This window comes from Micromonospora sp. RV43, from assembly GCF_001029515.1.
GTDB classification, from domain to species: Bacteria; Actinomycetota; Actinomycetes; order Mycobacteriales; family Micromonosporaceae; genus Micromonospora; species Micromonospora aurantiaca.
Genome location: NZ_LEKG01000028.1, coordinates 40981 through 53246, shown reverse-complemented (window position 1 = coordinate 53246; position 12266 = coordinate 40981). Strand labels below are relative to the sequence as shown.

Sequence of the window (12266 nt, the reverse complement as noted above, 5' to 3'; positions counted from 1 at the left end):
GCCGGACGGTGCGCTGCCGTCGTGGGCCGCCGCACCCGTGTCGGCACCGCCGCCGCCAGTGGTGCCGGCCCCGGCGCTGCCGACCTGGCCGCCGCCGGCCACGACCGCCCGCGACGCCGACACGACCCGTCCGGTACGCCCCCAGCCCGCCGGCCCGGATCTCGCCGGCACCGCGTACGGCGGGACCGACGGGCCCGGGTTCGCCACCGTGTCGTTCCCGCAGGGCAACCCACTGGAGAACTCCGGATCGCTGACCGGGCACATCCTGGCCCAGGGCTGGTCCGAGGAGAGCCCGGCGGCCCGGGGCGGCAACACCAAGGTGATCATCGTGCTGGCCGTCGCGCTGACCATGCTCATCGCGATCAGCCTGCTCGTGGTCTTCCTGGCCAACGACGCATTGAGCAGCCTGACCGGGACCATGCTCATCGAGTGACAGGGGTGAGCCCGCCCACTACGGCTTCGCGTTGCCGTGGCGGAGTCGGCGATGCGCCGTACACTTGTCTCCGATCACTGACCCGGCGCGCCCCGACTGCGCGCCCATGGGCGATCTTGCGGGCGATTCGGCGGCGTGACAGGCCGCGGCGGGCCATCGCGAAGATGCGCCCCGCTCGAGAGGTATTTCTTGACCACGTTCGCTGAATCCAGCACGTCCCCGTCCGTCGACCCGACGCCCGACACCGTCGACTTCGCCTCGCTCGGCCTGCCCCGGCAGGTCGTCGAGGTGCTCGCCCGGCAGGGCATCACCACCCCGTTCGAGATCCAGCGGGCCACGCTGCCCGACTCGCTCGCGGGCCGCGACGTCCTCGGCCGGGGCCAGACCGGCTCGGGCAAGACGCTCGCCTTCGGCCTGCCGGTGATCGCCCGGCTCGCCGACCGCAACCGGGCCCGGCCGCTGCACCCGCGCGCCCTGGTCCTGGTCCCCACCCGTGAACTGGCCATGCAGGTCAACGACGCGCTCATGCCGCTCGGCAAGGCGGTCGGCGTGTTCCTGAAGACCGCCGTCGGCGGTGTGCCGTACGACCGGCAGATCGACGCGCTGCGCCGCGGCGTGGAGATCGTCGTGGCCACCCCGGGACGGCTCGGCGACCTGATCGAGCGCGGCGTGTGCCGCCTCGACGACGTCGAGATCACCGTGCTGGACGAGGCCGACCAGATGGCGGACATGGGCTTCCTGCCCGAGGTCACCCAGCTGCTGGCGAAGACTCCGGCGGACGCACAGCGGCTGCTGTTCTCGGCCACTCTGGACAACGACGTCGACACGCTCGTCAAGCGGTTCATGACCGACCCGGTCACCCACTCGACCGCACCGGCCACCGCCGCCGTGTCCACCATGGATCACCACCTGCTGCTGATCCCGCCGCACGACAAGTTCGCCGTCGCCGCGTCCATCGCCGCCCGTGAGGGCCGCACCATGCTGTTCGCCCGTACGCAGCTCGGCGTGGATCGACTGGTCGAGCAGCTCGCGGCCGTCGGTGTGCGGGCCGGTGGGCTGCACGGCGGCAAGACGCAGCGCATGCGTACCAAGACGCTCGCCGAGTTCCGCGAGGGCCGCACGCCCGTGCTGGTCGCGACCGACGTGGCGGCCCGCGGCATCCACGTCGACGGCGTCTCGCTGGTGCTGCACGTGGACCCGCCGAAGGACCCCAAGGACTACCTGCACCGGGCCGGCCGTACGGCTCGGGCCGGCGAGTCGGGCGCGGTGGCGACGCTGGTGCTGCCCAAGCAGCGCCGCACCACTCTGGCCATGATGGAGAAGGCGGGCGTCGAGCCGGCCGAGACCCGGGTCCGGGCGGGCGACGAGGCGCTGGCCGAGCTGACCGGCGCGCGCGAGCCCAGCGGCGTACCGGTGCGGGACGAGCCGGAGCCGCGACGCGGCGGCGGCTCGCGCCGCTTCGGCGACCGCGACGGCCGGGGCTTCGACCGGGGCGGACGCGGCTCCTCCGACCGTGGCGAGCGCCGGTTCGGCGACCGCGACGGCCGGGGCGAGCGCCGCTTCGGTGACCGGCCCGCGGGCGAGCGGTCCGGCGACCGGTTCGCGGACCGCGGCGGTGACCGCCGGTTCGGCGACCGGCCGGCGGGCGAGCGCTACTCGGGCGAGCGGTCCGGCGGCGAGCGCCGCTTCGGACGGCCGGAGCGCCGCGACGACCGCAGCTTCGGCGACCGGCGGTCCGACGGCCGGAGCTTCGGCGAGCAGCGGTCCGACGACCGCGGCCAGCGCGGCGAGCGCTTCGGCGAGCGGGCCGACCGGCCGTACGGGGACCGGCAGCGACCGGCGACCGGACGCGGGTACGACCGCGACGAGCGGCGGTACGACGACCGGCCGAGCGGCTCGCGCGGCTTCGGTGACCGGCGCCAGGACGACCGCCCGCACGCCGAGCGGCGTTTCGGTGACCGGGGCGACGCGCGTCCGGCCGAGCGCCGGGCCGGCGGTTTCCGGGCCGAGGGGCGGGGCNGAGACGGCACGTACCCACTGATCTGAGCGCACCCACCGCCGCCGCCGAGCACCCGCTCGGCGGCGGCGGTGCGTCTGGGGTGTCGGCGTCCAGGTGGCACCCCCGTCCGCCGCGAACTCGCCACCGGGCGGGGGCCCGATCCATCAGATCGCCCACCTGCCCCCCCCCTGTCAACGTTGACGGGCCCACATAGGTGGGGTTATTTGTTCGCGTCACCATAGTCGGGTCAGCCCGCTCCTACCTTCGAAGTCGTGACCAAGGAGACGGGACCGGGCGAACTCGTCGCAGCCGGTGAGATCTTGAAGATGCTCGGCGTGGGTAGATCGAGATTCCGCGAGATCCGGCGGCACCCCGCATTCCCCGCGCCGTATCAAGAGCTGTCGGTCGGCGCGGTCTGGTTGAAGCGGGACGTCGAGCGGTACATCCGGGAACACCGGCCGCCCCGGCCGGCGGACGACGACGAGTAGCCCGACGGGGTATGACCAGTACGTCTCGTGCCTCCTTTCGGCGGGTGAGACGACCACGCCTGTACGGGCCCGGCGAGCTGGCCGCCCTGTTCGGCGTATCGCGTCAGCGGGTCCTGCAGATCACCCGCCGCCCCGGGTTTCCCGAGCCGCTCGCCCGACTGATCGGCATGAACGTCTGGGACGCGGACGAGGTGGACGAGTGGGCCCGCCACAACCGGCCGCCCCGCCCCACAGAGGGCGACGAGCAGGGGTAATCAGTAGCGCTGGCCTGACGCCCGGGAACAGCGGGACATCCCGCTCGGCGGCGGCGTTCGCGCATCCGCTGCCGCCGACGGCCGGGTCGCGTAACGTCCGGACCATGCCGAAGTCGCTCTTCTGGGCCCGGACCGACACCGCCGGCTCCGAGCACGTCGTGCTCGACGACGGTCAGGGGCTGACCGCGCAGGGTGTGGCGCTCGCCGTGGATCCGATCCCGTACACGTGCCGGTACCGCCTGACCGTCGGCCCGGACTGGTCGACGAACCGGCTGGAGGTCGAGTCCGAGGGCGCCGGCTGGTCGCGGAGCGTACGCCTGGAGCGGGGCCGGGACGGGTGGCGCGTGCGTACCGGCGAGGAGGGCGACCTGGACGCGGCGCTGAGCGCGGCGGGCCACCCACCGGCGGGCCTGCCGGGCACCGACGATCCGGGCCGGCTGGCCGAGGCGCTCGACGTGGACCTGGGCGGCTCGCCACTGACCAACACGCTGCCGATCCGCCGGATCGGGCTCGGGCGGCTGCCCGCCGACCTGGCCACCGCCGTGACGGTGGCCTGGGTGCTGCTGCCCGGACTGGCCGTGGTGCCCGCCGAGCAGGTCTACACCTCGCTGGGCCCGGGCCGGGTCCGGTATTCCAGTGACACGTTCGCCGCCGACCTGGAGGTCGACCCGGACGGTTTCGTGGTGCGCTACCCGGGGCTGGCCGAGCGGGTCGACCCGCGCTGACCGGCCGGGGTCGGGCTCAGGCAGCCGGCCAGATGGCGTCGGTCAGGAACCGGTCGATGGTGGCGAGGTGCGGGGCGAGGTCGAGGCCCTGGGCGGCCACCCAGTCGTCAGAGTAGTAGGTGTCGACGTACCGGTCGCCCGGATCGCAGATCAGCGTGACCACCGAGCCGGTACGCCCGGCCGCGCGCATCTGCGCGATCAGCCCGAACGCGCCCCACAGGTTGGTGCCGGTGGAGCCGCCCACGCGGCGGCCGAGCACCGCCGAGCCGGCCCGCATCGCGGCGAGCGACGCGGCGTCCGGCACCTGCACCATCCGGTCCACCACGCTGGGCAGGAAGGACGCCTCGACCGTGGGCCGCCCGATGCCCTCGATCCGGGATCCGCGGTCGGTGCGTACCGACCAGTCACCGGCCTGCCAGGCGGGGTAGAACGCGGAGTTCTCCGGGTCCACCACGCAGAGCTTGGTGGGCAGCCGGCGATACCGGGCGTAGCGGCCGATGGTGGCGCTGGTGCCGCCGGTGCCGGCGCCGACCACGATCCAGGCGGGCACCGGGTGCCGTTCCAGCGCGAGCTGGGCGTAGATCGACTCGGCGATGTTGTTGTTGCCCCGCCAGTCGGTGGCCCGCTCGGCGTACGTGAACTGGTCCATGAACCGGCCGCCGCTGTCCTCGGCGAGCCAGCGCGCCTCCACCACGACCTTCGACGGGTCGTCCACCAGGTGGCAGCGTCCGCCCTGGAACTCGATCTGGGCGATCTTCTCCGGCGACGTGGAGGCGGGCATGACAGCGATGAACGGCAGCCCGAGCATCCGGGCGAAGTACGCCTCGGAGACGGCCGTCGAGCCTGATGACGCCTCGACGATCGTGGTGTCCGGGCCGATCCAGCCGTTGCAGAGCCCGTAGAGGAACAGCGAGCGGGCCAGCCGGTGCTTCAGCGAGCCGGTGGGGTGCACCGACTCGTCCTTGAGGTAGAGGTCGATCCCCCACTCGCGGGGCAGCGGGAAGGGCAGCAGGTGGGTGTCGGCGGAGCGGTTGGCGTCCGCCTCGACCGTGGCGATGGCCTCGGTCACCCAGCGCCGGCTGGCCTCGTCGCACCGGTCGAGATGAGTCACGTCGGCAACGTTACAAGCGAGGCGGGCTCGGGTTCTCCCGGACCCGGCGGGCCTGCCGCCGCTGACCGGCCCGCCCGGTGGCCCGGATCACCGGCGTGAGGGCCAGGGCGAGCCGGGGGAAGGCGTCCAGGAGTCGTACCTGGGCACCGCGCCAACGCGGCAGGCTGACCACCGGCCGGGGCCGCCGGGCCAGCCGGACGGCCCGCGCGGCCACCCGCTCCGGCGTGAGCAGCGAGCCGGTGAAGGACGCCAGCGCTCCCGGGTCGTCCAGCTTGTCGTGCAGCATCGGCGTCCAGATCCCGTCCGGGCACAGGCACGACACGTGTACGCCCCGGACGCCCGCCATCCGCAGGTCGCTCAGAGTGCCGAGGCTGAACGCGAGCAGGGCGTGCTTGCTGGCCGCGTACACCGTCTCGCCCGGCGCGGCGATCAGCCCGGCCAGCGAGACGACGTTGAGCACGTGGCCGCGGCCCTGTTCGCGCATCACCGCGACGGCGGCGAGCGTGCCGTTGATCGCGCCGAGCGCGTTGACCTCGACCACCGCGCGCCGGGCCGGGGCGTCGTGTCCCCACGACGGCCCGGTGACCAGGATGCCCGCGTTGTTCACCCAGAGCCCGAGGCCGCCGGGCGCGGCAGCCGCCTCGGCGGCGACGTCCGCGCAGGCGGATTCGTCGCGTACGTCGAGCGGGCGGGACCAGCCACCCAGCGGCGCGGCGGCAGCCGCCACGGCCTTGGCGTCGGTGTCGGTGAGTAGCACGTTCCACCCGTCGGCGTGCAGCGCGGCGGCGATGGCCCGCCCCAGCCCGCCGGCCGCTCCTGTGACCACGGCGGCGCCGCGCTCCGAGCTCGTCATCGGCGCACGGTAACCGCAACCCCCGGCCCGGAGCCAGAGGCGTCAGGCGGTGGGCGGTTCCAGCGGCTGCGGGCGGTTCTCCCACTTGGTCGACAGGGCGATGCTGGTACGGGTGGACGCCACACCCGCCGTCCGGTTCAGCCGGACGATCAGCTGCTCCAGCTCGGCGATCGTGCCGACTCGCGCCTTGAGCAGGAAGGACTCGACACCGGCCATGAAGTAGCAGGACTCGATCTCGGGGATGCGGCGGAACGCCTCCAGCACCTCGTCGGTGTCCGCGTCGGAGTCCTCGATGATGCCGATGAGCGCTGTGACGCCGAGCCCGATCGACTCCGGCTCGACCTCGGCCCGGTACGCCCGGATCACGCCGCTGGACTCCAGCTTGCCGACCCGCTCGTGCACGGCCGGGGCGGAGAGGCCGACCTGACGGGCCAGCTCGGCGTACGACAGACGGGCGTTGCCTCGCAACAACTCCACGAGGCTCAGGTCGATCGTGTCCACGGAGAGTGACCCTATCCGTTTGGCGACCACGGAACACTGTCGGTACCCGTGGATCAACCCTTCACAAACGTACGATCACGGGGGTTCTCCGCCTGTACCATTTCCTAACCTTCCCAGTGTGTGCGTTTTTCGCGTTTGGCGGACACGTCCGGTAGCCGGTGCTGTAATTGCCATACGTCCCTCATGACGGCTCTGGGCTCGCACCGGCCGGGGGCAGTGTGTTCAGCCGGGGGCTTCGTCGACGCGAGGAGGGGGCTGTGGACACTGGAGATCGCCTGCTGACACCGGGTGAGGTCGCTGCGCTGTTTCGGGTGGACCCGAAGACCGTGACCAGATGGGCAGCGGCCGGCCGGATCGGCAGTATCCGGACTCCAGGAGGGCACCGCCGGTTTCGGGAATCCGAGGTGCGGGCCCTGCTCGAGGGGGAGGGCATGCTGGACGAGGCGGAGGACATGGGCAAGGCCCGCAACATGGGCCCGACCGCTTCCACCGGCCCCGGACCGGCGAACGCCGGCATGTACTGAACGTACGGGGCGCGGTCCGGCCGAGGGCCGCGCCCCGTACGTCGGCAACCGGGACCGTCAGTCCGGGTCCGCCTCCCGGCGGCCGGCTGCCAGCTCGCCGGACCACCGCCGGAACAGCGTGTGCTCGACACCGAGCGCGTCGAGCACCTTCCCGGCCACGAAGTCCACGAGCTGCCCGGCGGACGCCGCCGCCCCGGCGCCGTAGAAGCCCGGACTGGCCGGCAGCACCACCGCGCCGGCGTCGTGCAGCGCGATGAGATGTTCCAGGTGACTGCGGGTCACCGGCGTCTCCCGGGGCACCACGACCACCGGGCGGCGCTCCTTGAGGTTGACCTCGGCGGCGCGCTGGAGCAGATCCTTGGAGAGCCCGATGGCGATGCCGGCGCACGCGGCGGTGCTGGCGGGCACCACCGCCATGCCGCGTACCGGGTAGGAGCCGCTGCTCGGGCCGGCGGCCAGGTCACCGGCGGGCCAGTGCCGCAGGTCCGCGCCGGTGAGGTCGCGGTCGAGCCAGGCGGCCAGGTCCTCGGCCCAGTGCGCGTCCCGGAAGGGCCGGCCGGTCTCGTCCAGCACCGTCAGCCGGGCCGCCCGGGAGACGATCAGGTCCACCGCCTGGCCGGCGTCGAGCAGGCCCCGGACGACAGCCGCCGCGTACGGTGTCCCGGACGCGCCGGAGACACCCACCACCCATGGTTCGCGCATGCCCTCAAGCGTGCCTGGTCGCCGCAGGCGGCGGGCGGCGACCCCCTTTCGGTCGGCCCGCCCGGGATGTCCAGAGGGTTCACGGAACGTCCCGCGACATGAAATTCTTCGACCGGCGATCCACTTCCACGGAGGGGCCGGTGATGACGGCGGCGGTGCTGCGGGCGCTCCGCTCCGACTGCCCGATCCCGCCCCGCCTCTCCCCGTACGCCGACGACGTGCAGGGCTGGCTGGTGGAACTCGTCGACCGGCTCGGCCTGCCGGCTGACCCGGACACCCGCCGACGGCTGGCGCGGGCCGGCTTCGCCCGGTACGCCGGGCGGCTCTACCCGGACGCCACCGAGCCCGACCTGCGGGTGCTGACCGCGGTGTTCACCTGGTTCTTCCTCGTCGACGACGCCTGCGACGGGCGGGACGGGCTGACCCCGCCGCAGATCCGGGCGCTGCGTGACGGCGCGCTCGCGTTGCTGCGCGAGGGCCCGCGCGCCCGCCATCCGGGCTTCTCCGGCCCGCTGCGCCGTCTGCTGGTGCAGGCGTGGCGGGAGCCGCGCCGCCGGATGCCGGCCCGGTGGCGGCTGCGTTTCGCCGACGCAGTCGCCGACCACCTCGACGGGGTGTACCGGGAGGCCACCGCCACCACGTCCGGCCGCCCACCGGGCGTCGCCGAGTACGTGCGGCTGCGCCGGGCCACGTCGGCGGCGTACGTGTCGTACCCGCTGATCGAGTTCGCGTCCGGGCGTCCGCTGCCCGACGCGGTCTACCACCATCCGGCACTGCGGCGGCTCGCCGGCCTCGCCAACGACCTGCTGTCCTGGTTCAACGACATCGCCTCGCTGGAGCGCGACCGGGCCACCGGCGGCGGGCACAACCTGGTGCTGGCGACGGCGGCCGAGCGGGGCGTGCCGGTGCCGGCGGCGGTCGACCTGGTCGCGGGGCACTGGCGGGCCGAGATGGACCGGTTCGCGGCGCTCCTGGCGGCGGCGCCGTCGTTCGGCCCGACGCTCGACGACGCCGTCGCCACCCATCTCGACGGGCTGGCCGCCGCCGTGCGCGGCACGGTCGACTGGACGCTGGAGAGCGCCCGCTACCCGGTCGCCGCGGCGTCCTGACCCGATGCCCGGCGTTGCCGTCTACGGCCGCAGGCCGAGCCGGATCACCAGGTCGAGCAGCGCGAGGACGAACAACGCGATGCCGACGAAGCCGTTGGCGGTGAAGAACGCCCGGTTGACCTTGCTCAGGTCGGTGGGGCTGACCACCATGTGCTGGTAGGCGAAGGCGACAGCGGTGAGCGCCAGCCCGATCCACCACAGCCAGCCGAAGCCGACCCAGGCGCCGAACCAAATGAACAGCGCGAACGTCACCACATGCGCGACAGTGGAGGCGTGCAGCGCGAAGCGCCGGCCGTACCGGGCGGGGACGCTGTGCACGCCGATCTCCCGGTCGATCTCCGAGTCCTGGCAGGCGTAGATCAGGTCGAAGCCGCCGATCCACAGGCCGACGGCGGCGCCGAGCAGCCAGGCCGGGCCGGAGCCGTCGAGCGTGCCAGTGACCGCCAGCCAGGCGCCGACCGGTCCGACCGCCTGGGCCACCCCGAGGATGGCGTGCGGCCAGTTCGTGAACCGCTTGGCGTACGGGTAGACCACGAGCGGCACCACGGCGAGCGGCGCGAGCACCAGGCAGAGCGGGTTGAGCAGGGCGGCAGCGGCCAGGAACACCACGAGCGCGACGGCCGCGCCGGTCCAGGCCGTCCGCACGCTCACCGCGCCGGTGACCAGTTCCCGGTTGGCCGTACGCGGGTTCCGCGCGTCGATCCGCCGGTCGAGGATCCGGTTCGCGGCCATCGCGAACGTCCGCGCGCCGACCATCGCCACGGTGATCAGCAGCAGGTCTCCCCAGCGCACCCGGCCGCCGTTGAGCTGCATGGCGGTCAGCGCCGACAGGTACGCGAACGGCAGCGCGAAGACCGAGTGCTCGATGGCGACGAGCTTGAGGAAGGACGAGACCCGGCCGGGTCGTTCCTGTACTGCCGCCGTCATCAGATCCCGTATTCCTTCCAGCGCTTGTCGACGAGCGAGACCACCTCGGGCGACATGCGCATCTCCTCCGGCCAGCCCCGGCTGTAGCCCTCCTCGGGCAGCTTGCGGGTCGCGTCGATGCCCGCCTTGCCACCCCAGAACTGCTGGTACGAGGCGTGGTCCAGGTGGTCCACCGGTCCCTCGGTGACCATCAGGTCGCGGGCGTAGTCGACGTTGCCGAAGGCACGGAACGCGACCTCGTTGTAGTCGTGCACGTCGCAGTCCTCGTCGACGATCACGATCAGCTTGGTCAGCGACATCATGTGCGCGCCCCAGATCGCGTTCATGACCTTCTGCGCGTGCTTCGGGTAGCGCTTGCGGATCGACACGATCGCGCAGTTGTGGAAGACCCCGGCGGCGGGCAGGTCGTAGTCGACGATGTCCGGGATCAGGAAGCGCAGCAGCGGCGCGAAGATCCGCTCGGTGGCCTTGCCGAGGCCGTGGTCCTCCTGCGGCGGCTGGGACGTGACGATCGAGTGGTAGACCGGGTCGCGCTGCATGGTCATGCACTCGATGTGCATCACCGGGAACGGCTCGACCGGCGTGTAGAAGCCGGTGTGGTCGCCGAACGGCCCCTCGGGCAGGCGCTCGCCCGGCTCGATGTAGCCCTCCAGCACGATCTGCGCGTGCGCCGGGACCTGCAACGGGACGGTCAGGCAGTCGACCATCTCGACCCGCTCACCGGCGAGGAACCCGGCGAACAGGTACTCGTCGATGTCGGCCGGCAGCGGCGCGCTGGCCGAGTACGCCACCACCGGGTCCGCGCCGATCGCGATCGCCACCGGCAGCCGCTGGCCGAGCCGCTCGGCGACCGCGTGGTGCGCGGTGGAGTTCTTGTGGATCTGCCAGTGCATGCCGATGGTGTTGTGCCAGTGCTGCTGGAGCCGGTAGAGCCCGAGGTTGCGCTTGCCGGTCTCCGGGTGCTTGGTGTGGGTCAGCCCGAAGTTGTGGAAGATCCCGCCGTCACCGGGCCACACCTGCAACCCGGGCAGCCGGTTCAGGTCGACGTCGTCGCCGCGGTAGACCACCTGCTGGCAGGGCGCGGTCTTGACCTTCTTCGGCGGCATCGACTTGAGCTGCATGACCTTGCCCAGGCCGCCCATCATCCCGGAGAAGCCCTGCGGCAGCTCCGGCTTGAGCATGTCGCCGATGCGCTCGCCGATCTCGTCGAGGTGCTCCACCCCGAGAGCCATCGCCATCCGCTTCTCGGTGCCGAACAGGTTGATCGCCACCGGCATCTCACCCCGGGTGGGGCGCTCGAACAGCAGCGCGGGCCCGCCGGCCCGGACGGTGCGGGTGACGATCTCGCTGATCTCCAGCGTGGGGTCGACCGGCGCGCTCACCCGCCGCAGCTCGCCCGCACGCTCCAAGGCCGCGAGGAAATCCTTCAGATCGGTGTACGGGAAGCGAGCCGCCATACCGCCCATCCTCCCGTACCCTCCTGCGGAGGTAAGGACGGGCCCCCTTTTAACGCCTCCGGTAGAGGAGAGGCCCCTTCTTAACACCCGCAGCTCAGGCGGCGGGCTGCCAGGCGTACGCGGCCAGCGGCTCGTCGAGCGGCGCATCGGTGAGCCGGTTGGCGAACGTGGAGATCGTGTACGTGCCGACGCCGAGCACCACGTCCAGCGCGTGCCGGGGCTGCCATCCGGCGGCGAGCAGCGCGTCCAGGTCGGCGTCGGGGACCGCGCCCCGGTGGTCGAGCACGGCGACTGTGAAGCGGCGCAGCGCCTCCAGCCGGGGGTCGGGCAGCGTCGTACCGGCCCGCAGCGCCTCGATCAGCTCGGGCGCGGCGCCGTGCCGGACCAGCGTCGCGGTGTGCATGGCCACGCAGAGGTGGCAACCGTTGCGGGTGGCGACCGTCAGCACGACCACCTCCCGTGCGACCGGGTCCAGGTCGGTGGCCTCGAACGCGGCGTTGGCGGCGAGGAAGCCCTTGAGCAGTTCGGGCGAGCCGGCCATCAGGCTCACGGCGGCGGGCAGGTGACCCAGCGAGCGACGTACTCCGGCCATGACCGGGCGGGCGGCGGCGGGCGCGGTGTCCGGCTCGTACGCGGTGAAGCGGGACATGACAGGGCCCCTCTCGTAAGATGGTCAACGTGGTTGACGGAATAGTAAACGTGGTTGTCGAACATGGCAACGCCTGACCGCCCCGGCTTCGCGCTGCCGCTGCTCCTGCTCGCCGGTTTCCGTACGCTCGTCGACGACCTGCACGCCGAGCTGGCCCGCCAGGGGCACCCCGAGCTGCGCCCGGCACACGGCGTCGTCCTCCAGGCCGTCGGCCCGGCCGGCACCACCGCCTCCGACCTCGGTCAACGCCTCGGCGTCTCCAAGCAGGCAGCGGGCAAGACTGTGGACCGGCTGGTCGCGCTCGGCTACCTGGAACGCGTGGACGACCCCGCCGACGCCCGCCGCAAGCTGGTCCGGATGACAGCGAAGGGGCGCGACGGGCTGCACCGCTCGGCTGTGGTCTTCGACGAGTTACGCGACCGCTGGGCGGCCACGCTCGGCGCGGACCGGGTCGCCGCCATCGAGGACGACCTGCGCCGGATGGTCCCCGCCGACGTGTTCCGCCTCGACATCCCCGGCTGGTTCGGCGGATGA

General features: G+C 72.8%; 13 protein-coding genes and 2 pseudogenes. 8 read left to right on the top strand and 7 right to left on the bottom strand.

Features of this window, described 5'->3' with window-relative positions; translation table 11 throughout:
* The 5 genes and pseudogenes from ABD52_RS40705 to ABD52_RS09920 all read left to right on the top strand — a co-directional run.
* Positions 1-433: pseudogene (locus tag ABD52_RS40705) on the top strand (hypothetical protein); the annotation flags it as partial.
* Between the two features lie 189 nt (positions 434-622).
* A pseudogene (locus ABD52_RS09935) lies at positions 623-2452 on the top strand (DEAD/DEAH box helicase); the annotation flags it as partial.
* 252 nt (positions 2453-2704) lie between these two features.
* Entirely contained in the window at positions 2705-2920 is a 216-nt protein-coding gene (locus ABD52_RS09930; RefSeq protein WP_036311366.1) for an AlpA family transcriptional regulator, read from the top strand.
* Positions 2921-2964: 44 nt separating this feature from the next.
* Positions 2965-3174, top strand: coding sequence for an AlpA family transcriptional regulator (locus ABD52_RS09925; protein ID WP_041798756.1), 210 nt, complete (start codon positions 2965-2967; stop codon positions 3172-3174).
* A 104-nt stretch (positions 3175-3278) separates the two neighbouring features.
* Complete coding sequence (locus ABD52_RS09920) at positions 3279-3899, top strand: putative glycolipid-binding domain-containing protein (RefSeq protein WP_047891634.1); 621 nt, start codon at positions 3279-3281, stop codon at positions 3897-3899.
* Between the two features lie 16 nt (positions 3900-3915).
* On the opposite strand, the gene ABD52_RS09915 is transcribed toward ABD52_RS09920, so the two are convergent.
* From ABD52_RS09915 to ABD52_RS09905, 3 genes are read right to left on the bottom strand one after another with little or no spacing between them, the layout of a single operon-like run.
* Positions 3916-5010: a PLP-dependent cysteine synthase family protein gene (locus tag ABD52_RS09915; RefSeq protein ID WP_047891633.1), complete on the bottom strand. Its 1095-nt coding sequence runs from the start codon at positions 5008-5010 to the stop codon at positions 3916-3918.
* A gap of 10 nt (positions 5011-5020) precedes the next feature.
* Positions 5021-5863, bottom strand: a complete 843-nt coding sequence (locus ABD52_RS09910) for an SDR family oxidoreductase (RefSeq protein ID WP_047891632.1) — start codon at positions 5861-5863, stop codon at positions 5021-5023.
* Positions 5864-5905: 42 nt separating this feature from the next.
* Positions 5906-6364: an Lrp/AsnC family transcriptional regulator gene (locus tag ABD52_RS09905; RefSeq protein ID WP_013283556.1), complete on the bottom strand. Its 459-nt coding sequence runs from the start codon at positions 6362-6364 to the stop codon at positions 5906-5908.
* Between the two features lie 257 nt (positions 6365-6621).
* On the opposite strand from ABD52_RS09905, the gene ABD52_RS09900 reads away from it, so the two are divergent.
* The gene (locus ABD52_RS09900) at positions 6622-6888 is read left to right on the top strand and encodes a BldC family transcriptional regulator (RefSeq protein WP_013473529.1); all 267 of its coding nucleotides are present in this window, start codon (positions 6622-6624) and stop codon (positions 6886-6888) included.
* A gap of 57 nt (positions 6889-6945) precedes the next feature.
* Here the strand turns inward: ABD52_RS09900 and ABD52_RS09895 are convergent, their stop codons facing one another.
* Positions 6946-7590 carry a UbiX family flavin prenyltransferase gene (locus ABD52_RS09895; protein WP_047891631.1) on the bottom strand — a complete coding sequence of 215 codons (645 nt, stop codon included), beginning with the start codon at positions 7588-7590 and terminating at the stop codon, positions 6946-6948.
* A gap of 143 nt (positions 7591-7733) precedes the next feature.
* On the opposite strand from ABD52_RS09895, the gene ABD52_RS09890 reads away from it, so the two are divergent.
* Entirely contained in the window at positions 7734-8699 is a 966-nt protein-coding gene (locus tag ABD52_RS09890; RefSeq protein WP_047891630.1) for a terpene synthase, read from the top strand.
* 21 nt (positions 8700-8720) lie between these two features.
* Here ABD52_RS09890 and mqnP read toward each other — a convergent pair whose 3' ends face one another.
* The 3 genes from mqnP to ABD52_RS09875 all read right to left on the bottom strand — a co-directional run bounded on the left by mqnP (position 8721) and on the right by ABD52_RS09875 (position 11732).
* Positions 8721-9626 carry a menaquinone biosynthesis prenyltransferase MqnP gene (gene mqnP / locus ABD52_RS09885; protein WP_013283552.1) on the bottom strand — a complete coding sequence of 302 codons (906 nt, stop codon included), beginning with the start codon at positions 9624-9626 and terminating at the stop codon, positions 8721-8723.
* The gene (locus ABD52_RS09880; RefSeq protein ID WP_047891629.1) at positions 9626-11083 is read right to left on the bottom strand and encodes a menaquinone biosynthesis decarboxylase; all 1458 of its coding nucleotides are present in this window, start codon (positions 11081-11083) and stop codon (positions 9626-9628) included. Before ABD52_RS09880 ends, mqnP begins: the two co-directional genes overlap by 1 nt.
* A gap of 94 nt (positions 11084-11177) precedes the next feature.
* Complete coding sequence (locus ABD52_RS09875; RefSeq protein ID WP_047891628.1) at positions 11178-11732, bottom strand: carboxymuconolactone decarboxylase family protein; 555 nt, start codon at positions 11730-11732, stop codon at positions 11178-11180.
* A gap of 63 nt (positions 11733-11795) precedes the next feature.
* On the opposite strand from ABD52_RS09875, the gene ABD52_RS09870 reads away from it, so the two are divergent.
* Positions 11796-12266: a MarR family winged helix-turn-helix transcriptional regulator gene (locus ABD52_RS09870; protein ID WP_047891627.1), complete on the top strand. Its 471-nt coding sequence runs from the start codon at positions 11796-11798 to the stop codon at positions 12264-12266.

Bases quoted from the DNA above. Each gene is read 5' to 3' on its own strand.
- ABD52_RS09910 (WP_047891632.1), bottom strand. From the start codon at position 5,863: ATGACGAGCTCGGAGCGCGGCGCCGCCGTGGTCACAGGAGCGGCCGGC.
- ABD52_RS09880 (WP_047891629.1), bottom strand. From the start codon at position 11,083: ATGGCGGCTCGCTTCCCGTACACCGATCTGAAGGATTTCCTCGCGGCC.
- ABD52_RS09875 (WP_047891628.1), bottom strand. From the start codon at position 11,732: ATGTCCCGCTTCACCGCGTACGAGCCGGACACCGCGCCCGCCGCCGCC.
- mqnP (WP_013283552.1), bottom strand. From the start codon at position 9,626: ATGACGGCGGCAGTACAGGAACGACCCGGCCGGGTCTCGTCCTTCCTC.
- ABD52_RS09920 (WP_047891634.1), top strand. From the start codon at position 3,279: ATGCCGAAGTCGCTCTTCTGGGCCCGGACCGACACCGCCGGCTCCGAG.
- ABD52_RS09870 (WP_047891627.1), top strand. From the start codon at position 11,796: ATGGCAACGCCTGACCGCCCCGGCTTCGCGCTGCCGCTGCTCCTGCTC.
- ABD52_RS09890 (WP_047891630.1), top strand. From the start codon at position 7,734: ATGACGGCGGCGGTGCTGCGGGCGCTCCGCTCCGACTGCCCGATCCCG.
- ABD52_RS09895 (WP_047891631.1), bottom strand. From the start codon at position 7,590: ATGCGCGAACCATGGGTGGTGGGTGTCTCCGGCGCGTCCGGGACACCG.